We start from the raw sequence: 18,651 nt of genomic DNA, 5'->3' as shown, positions 1-18,651 counted from the left end.
GGGGAACGCGCGCGGCTGCCGGTCCGATCCGCTCAGAAGCCGAGCGCGGCGCCGTCGCCGGCTTCCGGGGAGAGCTGGTCGCGCAGGCGCTCCGGCGCGGTCCGCGTCCAGAGGCACAGCAGCACGAAGGCGGCGCCGTGCAGCAGGGATTGCGGCGCGGAATGGTCGGTCGCGGTGCGCCGATCTTGCGGGGAACCGGGCACGGTGCCGGTCAGGGGCGTGGCGAGCTGGGTCATGGGTCCGGTCTCCGAACGACGCGTTGCAGCGGAGATCGTCGCCGGACGCTCCGGGTTACAGGGCCACGGGCGCCGCGCGTGCGCCTGCGCACGCGGACATCTCAGCGCACCGGGTCGAGCCAGCGCGCGAGGGTGCCGGTCGCGATGCCCGCGCGGGTTTCCCGGTAGCCCAGCTCCGCCGATTCCCGGAAGCGCGACCACGCCCGCAGGTCGATGCCGGAGAGCTGCGGCTTGAGCACCGCGGTCGCGTGGGCGGCCGCCATCAGGCTCTGCGAGTCGCTCGACACGGTGGCGGCGCGCAGCAGCAGCGGTGCCAGTCCCGGCATCGCCAGCGGCGAGCCGATCAGCTTGCGCATGAGCCGGCCGCTCCAGCCGCGCCGCGGCATGTCCTGGAACGCCCGGTCGGTCCCGACATCGACGGCCAGGACCGGCCCGCGCTCCAGCCCGGCGGCGACGTCGGCCGGAAGGTTGTTCATCATGCCGCCGTCGACCAGGACGCCCTCGTCGCAGAGCACGGGCGGCAGGAGGCCGGGGATCGCGATGCTGGCGCGCAGGGCCTTCGGCAGGTCGCCCGAGCGGTGAACCATGGTGTTGCCGGTCGTCAGGTTCGACGAGACGCAGAAGAACGGCAGCCAGAGGTCCTCGATGCGCACACCGCCGTAGCGCGCCGCGAGGCCGGCATCGACCTTGGCGCCGCGGGTCAGCGCGTGCAGCGGCAGCGTGTAGTCGTTGATCGGGTTGCTGGTGGCGAAGAACGCCTCGATCTGCGCCTGGATCTCCGCGACGCTCCAGCCCATGGCGAGGCTCGCCGCGATGATCGCCCCCATGCTGGTCCCGCCGACGAAGTCCGGCGCGCAGGAGACCTCGTCGAGGGCCTTGAGCACCCCGAGATGGGCGAGCCCCCGCGCGCCACCGCCGCCGAGGACGAGGCCCCGGGCCGACCCGCTGGCGAGCCGCGCGAGGCGATGCAGATCCGCGCGGTCGCCGTCCCGGACCTGGATGCGCATCGCCGCCGGCAGCACGGCGACCTCCGGATGGAGGGCTTTCGGGCGCCGGGCCCCGGGATCCTGGCGCACGACGAGATCCATGCGGATCCAGTCGGAGCGCACCCGGTCGAGATAGGCCGCCGCGCCCGGACGCGGCGGCGCGCCGGGCTCGGCCAGGAGCAGGACGTGGTCGCCCCGCCGCTGGCTCTGCCGGCACCAGGGGCAATCGATGTCGTGCGCCGCGAAGATCGTGCGCGCGTGGTCGCCCTCGAAGGCCTGGAACCACGCCTCGTCGGCGCCCTCCGGCCAGTCGGTCAGGCAGCCGGTCTCTCCGGGCAGCAGGACGTCGAAGGCGGCGGCGAGCTGCCGCGCCACCCGCGCCGGATCCGGCCCCTCGGTCACCGCCAGGATCGTGAAGATCCGCGGTGCGTGGTGGACGGAGTAGCCGTCGTAGATCGCCCGCAGGCGGTCGGCGAGCATCCGGGCGAAGTAGAGGAGCGTGTGCGGGTGCTCGGCGATCACCGCCTCGAACGCGTCCCTGGTGAGCTGCAGGAGGTGCGAATCGCGCAGTGCCATCACGGTGGCCGCCCGCGGGGCGTCCGACAGCAGGGCCATCTCCCCGAACGTCTCGGGCGGCCGCAGGCGCGCGATCCGGGTCGGCCGCCCGGCATGGTCGCGGGCCGAGACGCCGACCGCCCCGGAGACCAGCGTGTATAGGGCGTCCCCGGTATCGCCCTGCTCGAACAGAGTGCGGCCGCCCGGCACCGCCACCGGCACCATCCGGGCCCGCACGGCCGCGACCGCCGGCGCGTCGAGCCCGGCCAGGAACGGGATCTCGGGTGCGCTCACGCCGGAACCGCCGCGTCGATCGTCCCGCGCAGGCCTGCCGACGAACCCAGCCCCATCGTTCCGTTCCCATCCCCGCGTCTTTCAGACCATCATAGCGCATGGCGCGCGCCGGTACGCCCCGTGACCGCGGCCCGCATCTGAAACGCCGACGTATTCGCGCGGCGGCGGCCATCCGCTACAGGCGGTGCAACACCGGAACCGGAGGAACGCATGTCGGGGCTTGAGCGGATCGCGATCGTGACCGGGGCCGGGACGGGTGTCGGCAAGGCCGCCGCCCTGGCGCTCGCCGGGGCCGGATGGCGCGTCGTCCTCTCCGGGCGGCGTCAGGCCCCCCTCGACGAGGTCGCCGCGCAGATCGGCCACGGGGCCCTGGCGGTCCCCACCGACGTGACCGATCCCGACTCGATCGCCGCCCTGTTCGCGCGCACCAAGGCGGAGTTCGGCCGTCTCGACCTGCTGTTCAACAATGCCGGGATCGGCGCTCCGGCGGTCCCCCTCGAGGACCTGCCCCTCGAGACCTGGCGGCAGGTGGTCGACACCAACCTCACGGCGCTGTTCCTGTGCACGCAGCACGCCTTCCGGATCATGCGCGACCAAGATCCCCGGGGCGGCCGGATCATCAACAACGGCTCGATCTCGGCCCACGCGCCCCGCCCGAACTCCATCGCCTACACGGCGACCAAGCACGCCGTCACCGGGCTGACCAAAGCGACCTCCCTCGACGGGCGGGCCTACGACATCGCCTGCGGCCAGATCGATATCGGTAACGCCGACACGCCCATGGGCGGCAAGATGAAGGCTGGCGTCCCGCAGGCGGACGGGTCCCTGCGGGCCGAGGCGGTGATGGATCCGGACCATGTCGGTCAGGCCGTGCTCTCCATGGCGAGCCTGCCGCTGGAGGCCAACGTGCAGTTCATGACCATCATGGCCACCAAGATGCCGTTCGTCGGCCGCGGCTGAACCGCCACGGTTCTGGGGTCCGCGCAGCGACGCGCGCCGACTCCGCCCGGCGAGACAAGGCTCGACACAGCCCACCCCCGATCCGATCGCGCCGAGCGGCCGCGGCCGCCGCACCGGTCGAGCGGCCGCGCGATTCCGACCGGCTGCCTGCCCGCGGCGGCCTGTCGGGGAACCCGGGTGGACGCCTGCCCCCGGGGCCGTGCGCCCCGCCGCGCCCGAACGGAGCGCGCCAGCAGGCGATCGAACCGCGCCCGAGCCCGCTTCGCACCCACCCCTGCCCGAGCCCGCGCGGCGTGCCGGCACCCTGTCCGGGCCGATTGACGGCCCGTTTCATAACTCATACAAATTTGGAGGCGGGCGAGTCCGGGGTCGCGGTCGGTCTCTCGAAGGGGACGTCGGCGGCGCCGGACTCTCGCTGCGCCTTGCCGATCCGGCGACGTCATCCGGGCCGGCTGGCGCGACGTCGGACGGGCCGACATCAGCTGAGGACTGTCCATAGATCCGGGCAGTCAGAGAGCAATTCGCAGTAACAAGAGCAACGCGTCGATAAAAACAAAAGCACGGACTCGCTTCAGCTCAGAACGAAGTCCAGCTGTGAACATGAGGGGGGCTTATGAACGCCAGGCAGACCTTTCTCACATACTTCCTGGGCCTGTCGCTCCTGGGAGCGTCGGCCGTGACATCGGTGCAGGCGGCCGGTGGGGATCCGATCGGGGTCGCCATGCCGACCAAGTCGTCGCAGCGCTGGATCGACGACGGCAACAACATCGTCAGGCTTCTGAAGGCCAAGGGCTACAAGCCGGACCTGCAATACGCCGACGACGACATCCCGACGCAGCTCGCCCAGATCGAGAACATGCTCACCACGGGCGCGAAGATCCTGGTGATCGCTTCCATCGACGGCACGACCCTCAGCGATGTGCTGTCGAAGGCGGGCGAGCGCGGCGTCCGGGTGATCGCCTACGACCGGCTCATCAGAGGGACGCCGCACGTTGATTACTACGCCACCTTCGACAACTACAAGGTCGGCGTTCAGCAGGCGACATCCATCGTCGACGCCCTCGGCCTGAAGGACGGGAAGGGCCCCTTCAACATCGAGCTGTTCGGCGGTTCGCCCGACGACAATAACGCATACTTTTTCTACGACGGCGCCCTGTCGGTGCTGAAGCCCTACATCGACGCGAGGAGGCTCGTGGTGCGCTCGGGCCAGTTCGGCATGGACAAGGTGTCCACCCTGCGCTGGGACGCGGCGACCGCTCAGGCGCGGATGGATAACCTGCTCTCGGCCTATTACGGCACCGCCCATCTCGACGCCGTGCTCTCGCCCTACGACGGCATCTCCACGGCGATCCTCTCGTCGGTGAAGAGCGTCGGCTACGGTTCGGGCGACGTGAAGCTGCCGGTGATCAGCGGCCAGGACGCCGAGCTGCAATCGGTCAAGTCGATCATCGCCGGAGAGCAGACGGCGACCATCTTCAAGGACACCCGGGATCTGGCCAAGGTGGCGGTGGCGATGATCGACGCCATCGAGGCCGGCCGACAGCCCGAAGTCAACGATGTGAAGACCTACAGCAACGGCAAGAAGGTCGTCCCCTCCTACCTGCTCACGCCGGTGATCGTCACCCAGGCCAACTGGAAGCAGGCCCTGGTCGATACCGGGTACTACACGCTCGACCAGCTCAAGTGATCGCAGCCGGGATGGAGCCCGGCGGCTCCGCCCGATCCCATCCCCGCGCCGCGATGGCCGGCGCGGGGGCCGAACGTGCAGTCCGAGCTGGTAGGCGCCGCATGCAGCCCGTCCTCGAAATGCGGGGAATCTCCAAGACCTTCCCCGGTGTGAAGGCTCTCGACGACGTGAATCTCACCGTCGAGCCCGCCGAGATCCTCGCCCTGATCGGCGAGAACGGGGCCGGCAAGTCGACGCTGATGAAGGTTCTGAGCGGCGTGTATCCCCACGGGTCCTACACGGGCGACATCACCTACGAGGGCCGGCCGGGCCACTTCCGGGACATCACGGACAGCGAGCGCCTCGGCATCGTGATCATCCACCAGGAATTGGCCCTGGTGCCGTACCTGTCGATCGCCGAGAACATCTTCCTCGGCAACGAGCCGGCCCGCTTCGGCATCATCGACCAGGACCGTGTCCACGCCCGCGCCCGCGCGCTGATGGCGACGGTGGGACTCGACGAGAGCCCCGACACCCTCGTCACCCATCTCGGTGTTGGCAAGCAGCAGCTCGTGGAGATCGCCAAGGCGCTCTCCAAGGAGGTCAAGCTGCTGATCCTCGACGAGCCGACCGCGTCGTTGAGCGAGACCGACAGCGCGGCGCTGCTGCAACTGCTGCTGCGCTTCAAGGCGCAGGGCATCGCGTCGATCCTGATCTCCCACAAGCTCAGCGAGATCGCCAAGGTGGCCGATCGGATCACGGTCCTGCGCGACGGCACCACCGTCGAGACCCTCGACTGCCGCGGCGGCCCGATCGACGAGGACCGCATCATCCGGGCGATGGTCGGCCGCACGCTGGAGAACCGCTACCCCGTCCGCACGCCGCGGATCGGCGCGGTGCTGATGGAGGTGCGCGACTGGACGGTTCATCACCCGGTCCACGCCGAGCGGGCGGTGGTGCGCGACGTCGGCCTGAGCCTGCGCAGGGGCGAGATCGTCGGGATCGCGGGCCTGATGGGCTCCGGTCGGACCGAGCTCGCCATGAGCCTCTTCGGCCGGTCCTACGGGCAGGGCATCCGGGGCACCGTCCGGATCGACGGTGTCGAGGTCGACGTCTCGACGATCGACCGGGCGATCGCGGCCGGCCTCGCCTACGTCACCGAGGATCGCAAGCAGCTCGGGCTGGTGCTCGGCGAGGACATCGCCCGGAACACGACCCTCGCGAACCTGCCGGGCATCTCCACCGCCGCGGTGATCGACGAGGCGGCCGAGCACCGGGTCGCGACCGGCTACCGCACCAAGATGCGCATCCGCTCCCTCGGGGTGACGCAGCCGACCGTGCACCTGTCGGGCGGCAATCAGCAGAAGGTCGTGCTGAGCAAGTGGCTGTTCACGCAGCCCAAGGTGCTGATCCTCGACGAGCCGACGCGCGGCATCGATGTCGGCGCCAAGTACGAGATCTACAGCATCATCAACGAGCTGGCCGAGGACGGGCGCGGCGTCCTCATGATCTCGTCCGAGATGCCGGAACTGCTCGGCCTCTGCGACCGCATCTACGTGATGAACGAGGGGCGGTTCGTGGGCGCGTTCGATCGCGGCGAGGCCAGCCAGGAAGCGATCATGCGCGCGATCATGCGCTCCAGGGGCCTGAACGGATGACCGACATCACAGCGAGCAAATCCATGAGGCCCGGCAGCGACATCATCCCGGCCGCCGCGGCCGCGACGGGGGAGGTCCGGGCCCGGCGCGGCCGCCTGCCGGTGGCGCAGCTGCGCGCCTACGGGCTCGTCGTCGCACTGGCGGTGATCACGCTGTTCTTCGAGGTCGCGACGGGCGGCGTCCTGTTCCAGCCGCTGAACCTGACCAACCTGATTCTCCAGAACAGCTACGTCGTGGTGATGGCGCTCGGGATGCTGCTGGTCATCGTGGCCGGGCACATCGACCTGTCGATCGGCTCGGTGGTCGGATTCGTGGGGGCGCTCGCAGCCCTGCTGATGGTCCGCTTCCACGTCGACCCGGTCCCGGCCGCCCTCCTGTGCCTCGCGGTGGGGGCGGCCATCGGCGGTCTGCAGGGCTACTTCGTGGCCTACCTCGCCATACCGAGCTTCATCGTCACCCTGGCCGGCATGATGGTGTTCCGCGGCCTGACGCAGGTGCTGCTCCAGGGCACCTCCGTCGGGCCGTTCCCGGAGGTGTTCCAGCTCCTCGCCAAGGGCTTCCTCGTCAATGTCGCCGGACCCTGGACCTCCGTCCTGATCGCCCTCGCGCTGGTCGCGACGCTGATCGGGCTCGGCTGGCGAAGGCGGCAGGCGCGGCTGCGGAACGGGAGCCCGGCGGACTCCGTGGCGGCGTTCATCGGCCGCAACGGCGTGACCGCCATCCTGATCCTGGCGTTCGCCTGGCAGATGAGCGCCTACCGGGGCCTGCCCAACGTGCTCCTCGTGCTGCTGGCGCTGGTGACGCTCTACGGCTTCGTGACGACGCGGACGACGATCGGGCGCCGGATCTACGCGCTGGGCGGGAACATCAAGGCCGCGCGCCTCTCTGGCATCAAGACCGAGAGGCTGACCTTCCTGACCTTCGCCAACATGGGCGCGCTGGCGGGTCTCGCCGGCATGATCTTCGTCGCGCGGCTCAACACCGCGAATTCCAAGGCCGGCGTCGGCATGGAGCTCGACGTGATCGCCGCCTGCTTCATCGGCGGCGCCTCGGCGGCGGGCGGCATCGGCAAGGTCTCGGGTGTCGTGATCGGCGCCTTCATCATCGGCATCATGAACAACGGCATGTCGATCCTGGGGATCGGCGTCGACTGGCAGCAGGTGATCAAGGGCGTCGTCCTGCTCGCCGCCGTGTGCCTCGACGTCCACAACAAGAACAACCGGCTCTGACGGGCGCCGCGCGCTCCGCGGCCCCGCGTCCGGTTCGGATCGCCCCGATCGGGACGGCGCGGGTCCGCCCCGCGGAGCGCGTCGATCCGGCGGTGTCGCGACCGCCCGTGGCGCGCCGACCGCGGACGTGGCGCGGTGCTCGCGGTGGTCGGGCCCGGCCCGGCCGCCCGAGGCGGCCGGCGGGTTTCCCCGCCCGGCGCGATCAGGTCTTGCGGGCGACCGTGAAGCGGGCGGCGTCGCGCAGGACGCGGGCGCCCTCCCCCCAGGACGACACCGCGTCCTCGCAGACGCCGACGAGGCGGTCGCACTCGGCGCGGGCGCCGTCGATGCCGAGACGGTCGACGAGCGTCGCCTTGCCGGCATCCTTGTCCTTGCCGGTGGCCTTGCCCATGGCCTCGGGCGAAGCTTCCCGGTCGAGGATGTCGTCGGCGATCTGGAAGGCCTGCCCCAGGGCGAGGCCGTAGCGCAGGAGGGCGGCCCGCTGGTCCTTGTCGGCGCCGCCGACGATCGCCCCGGCCTCGACCGAGAAGGCCAGGATCGCCCCGGTCTTCATCGCCTGCATCCGCAGGGTGTCGTCCACGTCCATGTTGGCCGCGCCGAACCGGCCCTCGGCGGTGAGGTCGAGGAGCTGGCCGCCGACCATGCCGCCCAGGCCCGAGGCGCGGGCGAGGCCGAGCACGAGATCGGCGCGGACGCGCGCGTCCGGCTGCCAGGCCGGGTCGGCGACGATCTCGAAGGCCAGCGTCTGCAGGGCGTCACCGACCAGGATGGCGGTGGCCTCGTCGTAGGCCTTGTGGACCGTGGGCTTGCCGCGGCGCATGTCGTCGTCGTCCATCGCCGGCAGGTCGTCGTGGACGAGGCTGTAGCAATGGACCAGCTCGACGCCGGCGCCGGCCGCCAGCGCGGCGGCCTCGGAGCCGCCGAGCATCCGGGCGGTCTCGATGGCCAGGAACGGCCGGAGGCGCTTGCCGCCGCCGAGCACCGCGTGGCGCATCGCCTCCATCAGGCGCGGCGGCCGGGCGATCTCGCCGGGTCCGACCGCGGGGCCGAGGCGCTCGACCAGGAAGGTCTCGACGGTGCCGGCGACCTCCGTCAACCTGTGGGTAAAATCGGCGGCCGGCGTGACTGCCTTGACCGAACCGGTCGGTGCCTGCGTTGAGGGGGTCGGGGTCATCGGGCTTACGTCCGGTCCTGGCCTTGCGGAAACCAATCGGGTGTCAGTTGGGCGGGGACGGACTCACGGTGGACGGGGCTCGACGCAGGCGGGAGACGGCAGGTCGCGACCTTCCGCTCGCGCGCCCGCGCCGTTCCCGCCGCGTCCGCCAGGCCGTGGGAGCGCTGCTGCTGCTCCCCGCCGTCGGGTTCGTCCTCGCGCTGACGTTGGCGCTCGTCTATAGCGCGGTGATGCCGCCGTCGACCCTGATGCTGGGACGGTGGTTGACGCTTCAGCCGGTGAGCCGCGATCCGGTCCCGCTCTCGGCCATCGCGCCGGCCCTGCCCCAGGCCGTGATCGCCTCGGAGGATCAGCGCTTCTGCCTGGATCACGGCGTCGATTTCGGCGCGATCCGCGACGTGGTCGAGGACGAGGACTCGCCGAGCCGCGGCGCCTCCACGATCGCCATGCAGACGGTCAAGAACGTCTTCCTCTGGCCCGGCCGCTCCTACATCCGCAAGGCCATCGAGATCCCGCTGGCGCTGGCGCTCGACACGCTCTGGGGCAAGCGCCGCATGATGGAGATCTACCTCAACGTCGCCGAGTGGGGAGACGGGATCTACGGTGCGCAGGCCGCGAGCCGGCACTGGTTCGGCAAGGACGCGAGCCGGCTGACCCGCAACGAGGCCGCCCTCCTCGCCGCCGTCCTGCCGAACCCGATCACCCGCAGCGCCGGCCGGCCCTCTCCCGGCGTGCGCCGACGGGCCGCGCGGATCCAGGCCATGATGGGGCAGATCGACGGGCTGACGGGCTGCCTGCGGCGGTAGCAGGGGGCGGTGCGCCTCTGTAAGACGGGCCTTCCAAGCGTGAGACCCGGGACCGACCCACGATGAGCGATGCCGTTTACGACCTGAGCCTGGAGCGCATCGCCCTGATCCGCCGGATGGTCGTCGCCTGGGGCGGCGCCGCGCCGGGCGCACCGACCATCCACCCCGCGGCGCCCTACGGCAGCCTGGATCGCGACGGCGACATCGCCAACGTTACCGGCGACGACGAGGGCGCCGAGGAGGAGCACCGGGCGCTGGAGGACGGCCTCGCGGTCTTCGTCCAGAACGCGCACTTGAAGCCGGGCCGGTACCAGTACCACAACGGCCTGGCGAAGCTCGACCCGAGCGCGGTCGGCGACGTCTTCCGCGACGCGGCGACCGGCGAGACACCGGACGTCATCACCTTCGCGGTGACGCCCGAGCACCTCGCCCTGATCCCGCGGCTGCATATCGGGTGGAATGCCGAGCAGGGGGTGCCGCGCGTCGATCCGGAGCGGCCCTACGGCGCGGACGGCGCCTACACGGACGCGATGAAGCGCCATCTCGCCGGCGTGCCGGGCGCGGCCGCGAACGACGACGAGGACGCGGAGACGCGGCTCGTGCGCCTCCACCGCGAGCTGCAGCCCGCGCTGCAGATCTTCCTGCGCTACGCCGATCTTGGACCCGGTGACTTCCGTCGGGCGGCCGAGCGCTGGCTGCCCGCCTGACGGCCGAGGCCGGTCGCCGCCCGCGCGGCGGCGACCGGAAGCGGGCTCAGCCCTCGCGCTTCTTCCGCTGGGCCAGCGTGCGCAGCCGCAGGGCGTTGAGCTTGATGAACCCGGCCGCGTCGCGGTGATCGTAGGCGACAGCACCCTCCTCGAAGGTCACGAGATCCTGGTCGTAGAGCGAGTGCGGGCTCTCGCGGCCGACGACGTGGACGCCGCCCTTGTAGAGCTTCAGCCGCACCGTGCCGGTGACCTTCTCCTGGCTCTTGTCGATCAGGGCCTGGATCATCTCGCGCTCCGGCGAGAACCAGAAGCCGTTGTAGATCAGCTCGGCGTATTGCGGCATGAGCTGGTCCTTGAGGTGCGCGGCGCCCCGGTCCAGCGTGATCGACTCGATGGCGCGGTGCGCCGGCAGCAGGATCGTGCCGCCGGGCGTCTCGTACATGCCGCGGCTCTTCATGCCGACGAAGCGGTTCTCCACGAGGTCGAGCCGGCCGATGCCGTTGGCGCGGCCGAGCTCGTTGAGCTTGGCCAGCAGGCTCGCGGGCGACAGGTTCTCGCCGTCGATCGAGACGGCGTCGCCGCGCTCGAACCCGATCGTGATGATCGTCGGCTGGTCGGGCGCCTCCTCGGGCGAGAGCGTGCGCGAGTAGACGTAGTCCGGCACCTCGACGGCCGGATCCTCCAGCACCTTGCCCTCGGAGGAGGCGTGCAGGAGGTTGGCGTCCACCGAGAACGGGCTCTCGCCGCGCTTGTCCTTGGCGATCGGGATCTGGTGCTGCTCGGCGAAGGCGATGAGCTGCTCGCGGGAGCGCAGGTCCCACTCGCGCCAGGGCGCGATCACCGTGACGTCCGGCTTGAGCGCGTAGTAGCCGAGCTCGAACCGGACCTGGTCGTTCCCCTTGCCGGTGGCGCCGTGGCAGACCGCGTCGGCGCCGACCTTCTCGGCGATCTCGATCTGCTTCTTGGCGATCAGCGGCCGGGCGATCGAGGTGCCGAGCAGGTAGACGCCCTCGTAGACGGCGTTCGCCCGGAACATCGGGAAGACGTAGTCGCGGACGAATTCCTCGCGCAGGTCCTCGATGTAGATGTTCTCGGGCTTGATGCCGAGCAGCTCCGCCTTGCGGCGGGCGGGCTCCAGCTCCTCGCCCTGGCCGAGATCGGCCGTGAAGGTCACGACCTCGCAGCCGTAGGTGGTCTGCAGCCACTTCAGGATGATCGATGTGTCGAGGCCGCCGGAATAGGCCAGCACGACCTTCTTCACGGGGCTCTTCGCGGGGACGGACATGCGGCTTCCGGAACTGGGACGGGGCGTCTGCGGCTTATCGCGGGTGTCACCGGCCTGCAACCGGCGCGCCATCTCGCGCGTAGGCCAAATGCCGGAGGATCGGCCGCGTTTCGCCTCACGGCGGCCTTGCGGCTGTGTCAGAAACGGCGCGGGCGTTGCCAGTCGTCATCGCCGCGAGAGTGCATCGGAGAAGCGAAGTCTATGGCGCGCCAGCCAATTCTGGAGTTCTGGTACGAATTCGCCTCCACCTACTCCTACCTCGCGGCCATGCGCGTCGAGGCCGCCGCCGCCGAGGCGGACGTGGCGATCCGGTGGCGCCCCTTCCTGGTCGGGCCGCTCTTCGCCGCGCAGGGCTGGACCACCTCGCCGTTCAACCTCTACGCGGCCAAGGGCAAGAACATGTGGCGCGACGTCGAGCGCGAGGCCGCCCGCCTCGGCCTGCCGCCGGTGACGCGCCCCGCCCAGTTTCCACAGAACAGCCTCAGCGCGGTGCGGGTCGCGATCCTCGGCCAGGACCAGGCGTGGCTGGTGCCGTTCTCGAAGGCGGTCTTCACCGCGAGCTTCGCCGAGGGCCGCTCGATCGCGGAGCCGGCGGCCGTGGCGGAGATCCTCGATTCGCTCGGGCTCGACGGCACGCAGACCGTGCGGGCCGCCGCCGCCGAGGCCAACAAGACCAAGCTCCGGGTCAGCGTCGAGGAGGCGCGCTCCCGCGGGATCTACGGGGCGCCGACCTTCCTGGCCGACGACGGCGAGCTGTTCTGGGGCAACGACCGGCTAGAGCAGGCCCTGGCCTGGGCGACCGGCGACCGGCCGAAGGGGCTGCGCTAGGCCGCGCCGGCCACGCGGTAGGGCGACGTTCACGCCGCTCGGCCATCAAACCAACTCGACCCCCTGGTCCTGGTCCGGCTCCGCTTCGGCGCGGCCGGAGCGGGACAGCCACGCCCCGGACGAGTCCATGCCTGTTTCGAAGCCTGTCTCGCGACGCCTCCTCCTCGCCGCGGCCGCCGCCCTCGGGGCCGGCCTGACCGGCGCCTCCGCGCAATCTTACGGCCAGCGCGTCGCGGTCACCGGTGACGACGGGCGCGCGGTGGCGAACTCGATCCTGCCGGGCGAGATCACCGGGCAGATCCCGGGCCTGCGCGGCGTGACCTATGTCGGGCCGCGGGATGCCGGCACCACGCTCTACGAGTTCTTCGACTTCAACTGCCCGTACTGCCGGAAGGCGGCCGCCGACGTGGTCGCCCTGCACGACAGCGACCCGGAATTGCGGATCGGTCTTGTCCACAACCCGATCCTGTCGCCGCAATCGGCGCAGGCCGCCAAGGTGATGCTGGCGGTGCAGCGCAAGCTCGGCTCCGAGGCGGCGTGGCGCTTCTACCAGACGCTGCTGGGCAAGCCCGGCCGCATCGACGGGCCGGGCGCGCTCACGGCCGCGGCCGCGCTCGGGATCCCGCAGGCAGAAGTGGAGGCGATCGCCGACAGCGAGGAGGTGCGCGCGGCGCTCAAGAGCCAGATGCGGATGGCCGCGGATCTCGGCCTCTACGCGACGCCGTCCTACGTCCTCGGCAACAGCGGCATCCTCGGCCATCCGGGCGCCGGCGCCATGGCCAAGATGATCGCGAGCGTGCGGCGCTGCGACCGGCTCGCCTGCTGACGCGTTCCCCGCGTCACACTTCCGCCGTCCTGACGCGCAGCGACGCGCGCCTGCCGTGTTGCGCGCGGCCATGCTGGCATGCTAGGCGGTCGCCGCGCCACGAGGACAGTTCTCGACCTGTCCGCTGTCGGCGCGATCCCACGTCCCGAACGGTCTCGCACCGCGCTCCAGCCGGAGCGCGCGGAGCGGGCGGGCAACCAGAGAAGAGAGCGACGGGTGGCGCAGAACGGTTCCGAGGCTGGTCCCCTGGTCGCAGGCGTGGCGGGCCGGTACGCTTCCGCCCTGTTCGAACTCGCGCGCGACGAGCGCCAGGTCGACGCGGTCGCCGAGTCCCTCAATCAATTCGATGGGCTGCTGAAGGAGAGCGCGGATCTCCGCCGCCTCGTCCGCAGCCCGGTCTTCAGCGCCGAGGAGCAGGAGGCCGCGATCGGCGCCGTGCTCGACAAGGCCGGGATCGGCGGCCTGGCCGGAAACTTCATCCGCCTCGCGGCCTCGAACCGCCGGCTCTTCGCGCTCCCCGACATGATCGACGCGTTCCGGGCCCTGGTCCAGGACTCGAAGGGCATCGTCCGGGCCCAGGTGCGCGTGGCCGAGAGGCCGTCCGACGCGGTGATCGAGGAGATCAAGGCGTCGCTGCGCGACATCGCCAAGGCCGACGTCGACGTCGACCTCGTGGTCGACCCGAGCCTGATCGGCGGCCTCGTCGTGAAGATGGGCTCGCGCATGGTCGACGCCTCTCTCAAGACCAAGCTCAACGGTATCCGCCTCGCGATGCGGGCCGCGCGATAAGCGCCCCCATCCGAACCGAACACGCATAGACGCATCAGCGACAGAGGCCCGAGTATGGACATCCGCGCCGCCGAGATCTCCGCGATCCTGAAAGACCAGATCAAGAACTTCGGCGAAGAGGCCGAGGTCTCCGAGGTCGGGCAGGTCCTGTCCGTCGGCGACGGCATCGCCCGCGCCTACGGCCTCGACAACGTCCAGGCCGGCGAGATGGTCGAGTTCGAGTCGGGCGTGCGCGGCATGGCCCTGAACCTCGAGCAGGACAACGTCGGCATCGTGATCTTCGGCTCCGACCGCGAGATCAAGGAAGGTCAGACCGTCAAGCGCACCGGCGCCATCGTGGACGTGCCGGTCGGCAAGGGGCTCCTCGGCCGCGTCGTCGACGCCCTCGGCAACCCGATCGACGGCAAGGGACCGATCCAGTCCACCGAGCGTCGCCGCGTCGACGTGAAGGCCCCGGGCATCATCCCGCGCAAGTCGGTGCACGAGCCGATGGCCACGGGCCTCAAGGCGATCGACGCCCTGATCCCGGTGGGCCGCGGCCAGCGCGAGCTGATCATCGGCGATCGCCAGACCGGCAAGACCGCCATCGCCCTCGACACGATCCTCAACCAGAAGCCGGGCCACACCGCCGGCGGTGACGAGAAGGCCAAGCTCTACTGCATCTACGTCGCCATCGGCCAGAAGCGCTCGACGGTGGCCCAGTTCGTGAAGGTGCTGGAGGACCAGGGCGCCCTGGAATACTCCATCGTCATCGCCGCCACCGCGTCGGACGCCGCGCCGATGCAGTTCATCGCGCCCTTCGCCGGCTGCGCCATGGGCGAGTACTTCCGCGACAACGGCATGCACGCCGTGATCGTGTACGACGACCTGTCCAAGCAGGCCGTGGCCTACCGCCAGATGTCGCTCCTGCTGCGCCGCCCGCCGGGCCGCGAGGCCTATCCGGGCGACGTGTTCTACCTCCACAGCCGCCTGCTGGAGCGCGCCGCCAAGATGGGCGACGCCGCCGGCGCCGGCTCGCTGACGGCCCTGCCGGTCATCGAGACTCAGGCCAACGACGTCTCGGCCTACATTCCGACGAACGTGATCTCCATCACCGACGGCCAGATCTTCCTCGAGACCGACCTGTTCTACCAGGGCGTGCGCCCGGCGGTGAACGTCGGCCTCTCGGTGTCGCGGGTGGGCTCCTCGGCCCAGACCAAGGCGATGAAGAAGGTCGCCGGCAAGATCAAGGGCGAGCTCGCGCAGTACCGCGAGATGGCGGCCTTCGCGCAGTTCGGCTCGGATCTCGACGCCTCGACTCAGGCGCTGCTGAACCGCGGCTCCCGCCTCACCGAGCTCCTCAAGCAGCCGCAGTTCTCGCCGCTGAAGATGGAGGAGCAGGTCGCGGTGATCTACGCCGGCGTGAACGGCTACCTGGACAAGCTCCCGGTGACCAAGGTCCGCGCCTTCGAGGACTCGCTGCTGAGCACCCTGCGCTCCAAGCACAAGGACCTGCTCGACTCGATCGCCGCCTCCAAGGACCTGTCGGACGAGAACGCCGGCAAGCTCAAGAGCGTCGTCGAGAGCGTCGCCAAGTCGATCGGCTGATGTGAGGCCCCTCCCCGCGGGGAGGGATCTCGGGTGGTGCGGGGGGATCCCGGTCCCCGCTGCACCGCCCGCACTTCCGGCTCCTTCCCGCCGAGGGAAGGAGAGGCCCATAGAACGGACCTGGACCTCACCCGATGGCGAGTTTGAAGGACCTGCGCAACCGCATCACCTCGGTGAAGGCGACGCAGAAGATCACCAAGGCCATGCAGATGGTCGCCGCCGCCAAGCTGCGCCGGGCGCAGATGGCCGCCGAGGCCGGCCGTCCCTACGCCGAGAAGATGTCCGCGGTGCTCGGCAACCTCGCCGGCAACCTCGTCGGCGGCGTCGGCGCCCCGAAGCTTCTCTCCGGCACCGGCTCGGAGCAGACGCACCTGCTGGTGGTCTGCACCGGTGACCGCGGCCTCGCCGGCGCGTTCAACTCGTCGATCGTCCGCCTCGCGGTGCGCGAATACGCTCAGAAGCTCGCCGCCGAGGGCAAGACCGTCAAGATCATGACGGTGGGCAAGAAGGGCCTCGACGCGCTGCGCCGCCAGTACCGCGACCAGATCGTCGAGAGCACGGATATCCGCGGCAACCGGCCGGTGGATTACGAGTTCGCCGCCAGCATCGCCGACAAGATCCTGACGCGCTTCGAGGCCGGCGAGTTCGACGTCGCGACCCTGTTCTACTCCGAGTTCCGCTCGGTGATCTCGCAGATCCCGACCGCCCAGCGCCTGATCCCGGCGGAGCTGCCCGCTGCCGACACGACCGCGAAGGCGGCCGCCGGCAACGCCGCCCTGGAATTCGAGCCGTCCGAGGAGGCGATCCTGGAGACGCTGCTGCCGAAGAACCTGACGGTGCAGATCTACCGGGCGCTCCTGGAGAACGCCGCCTCCGAGCAGGGCGCCCGCATGAGCGCCATGGACTCGGCCACCCGCAACGCGGGCGAAATGATCAAGAAGCAGACGCTGGTCTACAACCGGACCCGTCAGGCCATGATCACCAAGGAACTCATCGAGATCATCTCGGGCGCGGAAGCCCTCTGAGGCACCGCGACCCGACCGCACAGCTTGAAGGGTAGGTTTACCATGGCGAACACCGCACTCCCCGGCACCGGCTCCAACAAGGTCGGCAAGATCACCCAGGTCATCGGCCCCGTGGTCGACGTGCAGTTCGAGGGCCACCTGCCCGAGATCCTGAACGCCCTGGAGACCAAGAACAACGGCGCCCGCCTCGTCCTCGAGGTCGCCCAGCAGCTCGGCGAGAACACCGTCCGCTGCATCGCCATGGACACGTCGGAGGGCCTGACCCGCGGCCAGGAGTGCACCGACACCGGCGAGCCGATCAAGGTTCCCGTCGGCATGAATACCCTCGGCCGCATCATGAACGTCATCGGCGAGCCGATCGACGAGGCCGGCCCGGTCCAGGCCACCACCTACCGCGCCATCCACCAGCCGGCCCCCTCCTACGCCGAGCAGTCGACCGAGGCGCAGATCCTCGTCACCGGCATCAAGGTGGTGGACCTGCTCGCCCCCTACGCGAAGGGCGGCAAGATCGGCCTGTTCGGCGGCGCCGGCGTCGGCAAGACCGTGCTGATCATGGAGCTGATCAACAACATCGCGAAGGTGCACTCGGGCTACTCGGTCTTCGCCGGCGTGGGTGAGCGCACCCGCGAGGGCAACGACCTCTACCACGAGATGATCGAGTCCAAGGTGAACGTCGACCCGAAGGAGCACGGCTCCGCCGAGGGCTCGAAGTGCGCCCTGGTCTACGGCCAGATGAACGAGTCGCCCGGCGCCCGCTCGCGCGTCGCCCTGACCGGCCTGACCATCGCCGAGCAGTTCCGCGACGACGGCCAGGACGTGCTGTTCTTCGTCGACAACATCTTCCGCTTCACGCAGGCGGGCTCCGAGGTGTCGGCGCTCCTCGGCCGCATCCCCTCGGCGGTGGGCTACCAGCCGACCCTCGCCACCGACATGGGCGCCCTCCAGGAGCGCATCACCACCACGACCAAGGGCTCGATCACCTCGGTGCAGGCCATCTACGTGCCGGCCGACGACCTGACCGACCCGGCGCCCGCCGCCTCCTTCGCCCACCTCGACGCCACGACCGTGCTGTCGCGCTCGATCGCCGAGAAGGGCATCTACCCGGCGGTGGATCCGCTGGACTCGACCTCGCGCATGCTGTCGCCGGCGATCCTCGGCGAGGAGCACTACGACGTCGCCCGCCGCGTCCAGCAGACCCTGCAGCGCTACAAGGCGCTCCAGGACATCATCGCGATTCTGGGCATGGACGAGCTGTCCGAGGAGGATAAGCTGACCGTCGCCCGCGCCCGCAAGATCGAGCGCTTCTTCTCGCAGCCCTTCTCCGTCGCCGAGGTCTTCACCGGCTCGCCGGGCAAGCAGGTGGCGCTGGAAGACACCATCAAGGGCTTCAAGGGCCTGGTGAACGGCGACTACGACGACCTCCCGGAGGCCGCCTTCTACATGGTCGGCACCATCGAGGAGGCCCAGGAGAAGGCCAAGAAGCTCAAGGCCGCGTAAGACGACACCACCCCTTCCCCGCGCGGGAAGGGGGCAGAGGCTGCGCGGGCGACCCTGACCGGTGCCGTCCGCGCAGCCTTTTCCGAGACGCTCCGCCCGCGAGGCGGGGCGCGTGCCGCCGATCCGGGAACACGTCAGGCCATGGCCACCTTCCACTTCGATTTCGTCGGCCCCGAGCGGACGCTGTATTCCGGCGAGGTGACCGCCGTTCAGCTGCCCGGCACCGAGGGCGAGATGACCGTGATGCCGGGCCACGCGCCCGTGCTGACCTCCCTGCGCGTCGGCGTCATCGTGATCACCGAGAGCCAGGGCAGCGGCAAGCGGATCTACGTCCGCGGCGGCTTCGCCGATATCGGGCCGACGGCCGTGACCGTGCTGGCCGAGCGCGCCGCCCCGATCGAGGAGCTGACCCACGAATCCCTCGACCGGGACATCGAGGCGGTCGAGATGCAGCGCGACGCCACCGAGGACCTGCAGAAGCGCGAGGAGCTGAACGGCCAGATCGTCCAGCTCCAGGAGACCAAGGCGCTCCTCAAGCTCTGA

The 18,651-nt window shown here is 70.3% G+C and carries 17 protein-coding genes; 13 read left to right on the top strand and 4 right to left on the bottom strand.

Annotated elements, in window-relative coordinates; genetic code table 11:
- Positions 1-32: 32 nt before the first annotated feature.
- Positions 33-236, bottom strand: coding sequence for a hypothetical protein (locus J3A75_RS07025; protein WP_012317625.1), 204 nt, complete (start codon positions 234-236; stop codon positions 33-35).
- Between the two features lie 101 nt (positions 237-337).
- Positions 338-2,071 (bottom strand): patatin-like phospholipase family protein, encoded by a 1,734-nt coding sequence (locus J3A75_RS07020; protein ID WP_209649858.1) that lies wholly within the window; start codon positions 2,069-2,071, stop codon positions 338-340.
- Positions 2,072-2,281: 210 nt separating this feature from the next.
- Here J3A75_RS07020 and J3A75_RS07015 point away from each other — a divergent pair, with 210 nt between their 5' ends.
- The 4 genes from J3A75_RS07015 (at position 2,282) to mmsB (ending at position 7,584) form a co-directional block, all read left to right on the top strand.
- Positions 2,282-3,031: an SDR family oxidoreductase gene (locus J3A75_RS07015; protein WP_024831046.1), complete on the top strand. Its 750-nt coding sequence runs from the start codon at positions 2,282-2,284 to the stop codon at positions 3,029-3,031.
- A 613-nt stretch (positions 3,032-3,644) separates the two neighbouring features.
- Positions 3,645-4,718 carry a multiple monosaccharide ABC transporter substrate-binding protein gene (gene chvE, locus J3A75_RS07010; RefSeq protein ID WP_107088282.1) on the top strand — a complete coding sequence of 358 codons (1,074 nt, stop codon included), beginning with the start codon at positions 3,645-3,647 and terminating at the stop codon, positions 4,716-4,718.
- Positions 4,719-4,819: 101 nt separating this feature from the next.
- On the top strand, positions 4,820-6,355 hold the full coding sequence (gene mmsA, locus J3A75_RS07005; RefSeq protein ID WP_029359882.1) for a multiple monosaccharide ABC transporter ATP-binding protein: 1,536 nt from the start codon (positions 4,820-4,822) through the stop codon (positions 6,353-6,355).
- A complete protein-coding gene (gene mmsB, locus J3A75_RS07000) occupies positions 6,352-7,584 on the top strand; it encodes a multiple monosaccharide ABC transporter permease (protein WP_053620236.1) in 1,233 nt (410 codons plus the stop codon). The genes mmsA and mmsB overlap by 4 nt, the downstream gene beginning before the upstream one ends.
- A 202-nt stretch (positions 7,585-7,786) precedes the next feature.
- Here mmsB and J3A75_RS06995 read toward each other — a convergent pair whose 3' ends face one another.
- Positions 7,787-8,758 (bottom strand): polyprenyl synthetase family protein, encoded by a 972-nt coding sequence (locus J3A75_RS06995; RefSeq protein WP_012317619.1) that lies wholly within the window; start codon positions 8,756-8,758, stop codon positions 7,787-7,789.
- A 35-nt stretch (positions 8,759-8,793) separates the two neighbouring features.
- On the opposite strand from J3A75_RS06995, the gene mtgA reads away from it, so the two are divergent.
- Both mtgA and J3A75_RS06985 read left to right on the top strand, forming a co-directional pair.
- Positions 8,794-9,564: a monofunctional biosynthetic peptidoglycan transglycosylase gene (gene mtgA, locus J3A75_RS06990; RefSeq protein WP_373866300.1), complete on the top strand. Its 771-nt coding sequence runs from the start codon at positions 8,794-8,796 to the stop codon at positions 9,562-9,564.
- A 62-nt stretch (positions 9,565-9,626) separates the two neighbouring features.
- Positions 9,627-10,271, top strand: coding sequence for a hypothetical protein (locus J3A75_RS06985; RefSeq protein WP_012317617.1), 645 nt, complete (start codon positions 9,627-9,629; stop codon positions 10,269-10,271).
- A gap of 46 nt (positions 10,272-10,317) precedes the next feature.
- On the opposite strand, the gene J3A75_RS06980 is transcribed toward J3A75_RS06985, so the two are convergent.
- Positions 10,318-11,556: an argininosuccinate synthase gene (locus J3A75_RS06980; RefSeq protein WP_012317616.1), complete on the bottom strand. Its 1,239-nt coding sequence runs from the start codon at positions 11,554-11,556 to the stop codon at positions 10,318-10,320.
- A gap of 201 nt (positions 11,557-11,757) precedes the next feature.
- Here J3A75_RS06980 and J3A75_RS06975 point away from each other — a divergent pair, with 201 nt between their 5' ends.
- From J3A75_RS06975 to J3A75_RS06945, 7 genes are all read left to right on the top strand, one after another.
- Positions 11,758-12,384: a 2-hydroxychromene-2-carboxylate isomerase gene (locus J3A75_RS06975; RefSeq protein WP_012317615.1), complete on the top strand. Its 627-nt coding sequence runs from the start codon at positions 11,758-11,760 to the stop codon at positions 12,382-12,384.
- 127 nt (positions 12,385-12,511) lie between these two features.
- Positions 12,512-13,210, top strand: coding sequence for a DsbA family protein (locus J3A75_RS06970; protein ID WP_012317614.1), 699 nt, complete (start codon positions 12,512-12,514; stop codon positions 13,208-13,210).
- Positions 13,211-13,426: 216 nt separating this feature from the next.
- Entirely contained in the window at positions 13,427-13,999 is a 573-nt protein-coding gene (locus J3A75_RS06965) for a F0F1 ATP synthase subunit delta (protein ID WP_012317613.1), read from the top strand.
- Positions 14,000-14,053: 54 nt separating this feature from the next.
- Positions 14,054-15,586 (top strand): F0F1 ATP synthase subunit alpha, encoded by a 1,533-nt coding sequence (atpA, locus tag J3A75_RS06960; protein ID WP_012317612.1) that lies wholly within the window; start codon positions 14,054-14,056, stop codon positions 15,584-15,586.
- Between the two features lie 134 nt (positions 15,587-15,720).
- Entirely contained in the window at positions 15,721-16,611 is an 891-nt protein-coding gene (locus J3A75_RS06955) for a F0F1 ATP synthase subunit gamma (protein WP_209649856.1), read from the top strand.
- Between the two features lie 42 nt (positions 16,612-16,653).
- Positions 16,654-18,108 carry a F0F1 ATP synthase subunit beta gene (gene atpD, locus J3A75_RS06950; RefSeq protein WP_012317610.1) on the top strand — a complete coding sequence of 485 codons (1,455 nt, stop codon included), beginning with the start codon at positions 16,654-16,656 and terminating at the stop codon, positions 18,106-18,108.
- 141 nt (positions 18,109-18,249) lie between these two features.
- A complete protein-coding gene (locus tag J3A75_RS06945; RefSeq protein WP_012317609.1) occupies positions 18,250-18,651 on the top strand; it encodes a F0F1 ATP synthase subunit epsilon in 402 nt (133 codons plus the stop codon).

Source organism: Methylobacterium sp. PvP105 (genome assembly GCF_017876975.1).
Taxonomy (GTDB): Bacteria; Pseudomonadota; Alphaproteobacteria; order Rhizobiales; family Beijerinckiaceae; genus Methylobacterium; species Methylobacterium radiotolerans.
Note: the sequence above shows the minus strand (reverse complement) of the source record. Positions and strands in the feature narration are given on the sequence as shown.

Excerpts from the sequence above, each read along its gene's own strand:
- J3A75_RS06995 (WP_012317619.1), bottom strand. The coding sequence starts at position 8,758 with ATGACCCCGACCCCCTCAACGCAGGCACCGACCGGTTCGGTCAAGGCA.
- J3A75_RS06955 (WP_209649856.1), top strand. The coding sequence starts at position 15,721 with ATGGCGAGTTTGAAGGACCTGCGCAACCGCATCACCTCGGTGAAGGCG.
- mmsA (WP_029359882.1), top strand. The coding sequence starts at position 4,820 with ATGCAGCCCGTCCTCGAAATGCGGGGAATCTCCAAGACCTTCCCCGGT.
- mmsB (WP_053620236.1), top strand. The coding sequence starts at position 6,352 with ATGACCGACATCACAGCGAGCAAATCCATGAGGCCCGGCAGCGACATC.
- J3A75_RS06970 (WP_012317614.1), top strand. The coding sequence starts at position 12,512 with ATGCCTGTTTCGAAGCCTGTCTCGCGACGCCTCCTCCTCGCCGCGGCC.
- chvE (WP_107088282.1), top strand. The coding sequence starts at position 3,645 with ATGAACGCCAGGCAGACCTTTCTCACATACTTCCTGGGCCTGTCGCTC.
- J3A75_RS06980 (WP_012317616.1), bottom strand. The coding sequence starts at position 11,556 with ATGTCCGTCCCCGCGAAGAGCCCCGTGAAGAAGGTCGTGCTGGCCTAT.
- J3A75_RS06975 (WP_012317615.1), top strand. The coding sequence starts at position 11,758 with ATGGCGCGCCAGCCAATTCTGGAGTTCTGGTACGAATTCGCCTCCACC.
- J3A75_RS07025 (WP_012317625.1), bottom strand. The coding sequence starts at position 236 with ATGACCCAGCTCGCCACGCCCCTGACCGGCACCGTGCCCGGTTCCCCG.
- atpA (WP_012317612.1), top strand. The coding sequence starts at position 14,054 with ATGGACATCCGCGCCGCCGAGATCTCCGCGATCCTGAAAGACCAGATC.
- J3A75_RS06985 (WP_012317617.1), top strand. The coding sequence starts at position 9,627 with ATGAGCGATGCCGTTTACGACCTGAGCCTGGAGCGCATCGCCCTGATC.
- J3A75_RS07015 (WP_024831046.1), top strand. The coding sequence starts at position 2,282 with ATGTCGGGGCTTGAGCGGATCGCGATCGTGACCGGGGCCGGGACGGGT.
- atpD (WP_012317610.1), top strand. The coding sequence starts at position 16,654 with ATGGCGAACACCGCACTCCCCGGCACCGGCTCCAACAAGGTCGGCAAG.
- J3A75_RS06945 (WP_012317609.1), top strand. The coding sequence starts at position 18,250 with ATGGCCACCTTCCACTTCGATTTCGTCGGCCCCGAGCGGACGCTGTAT.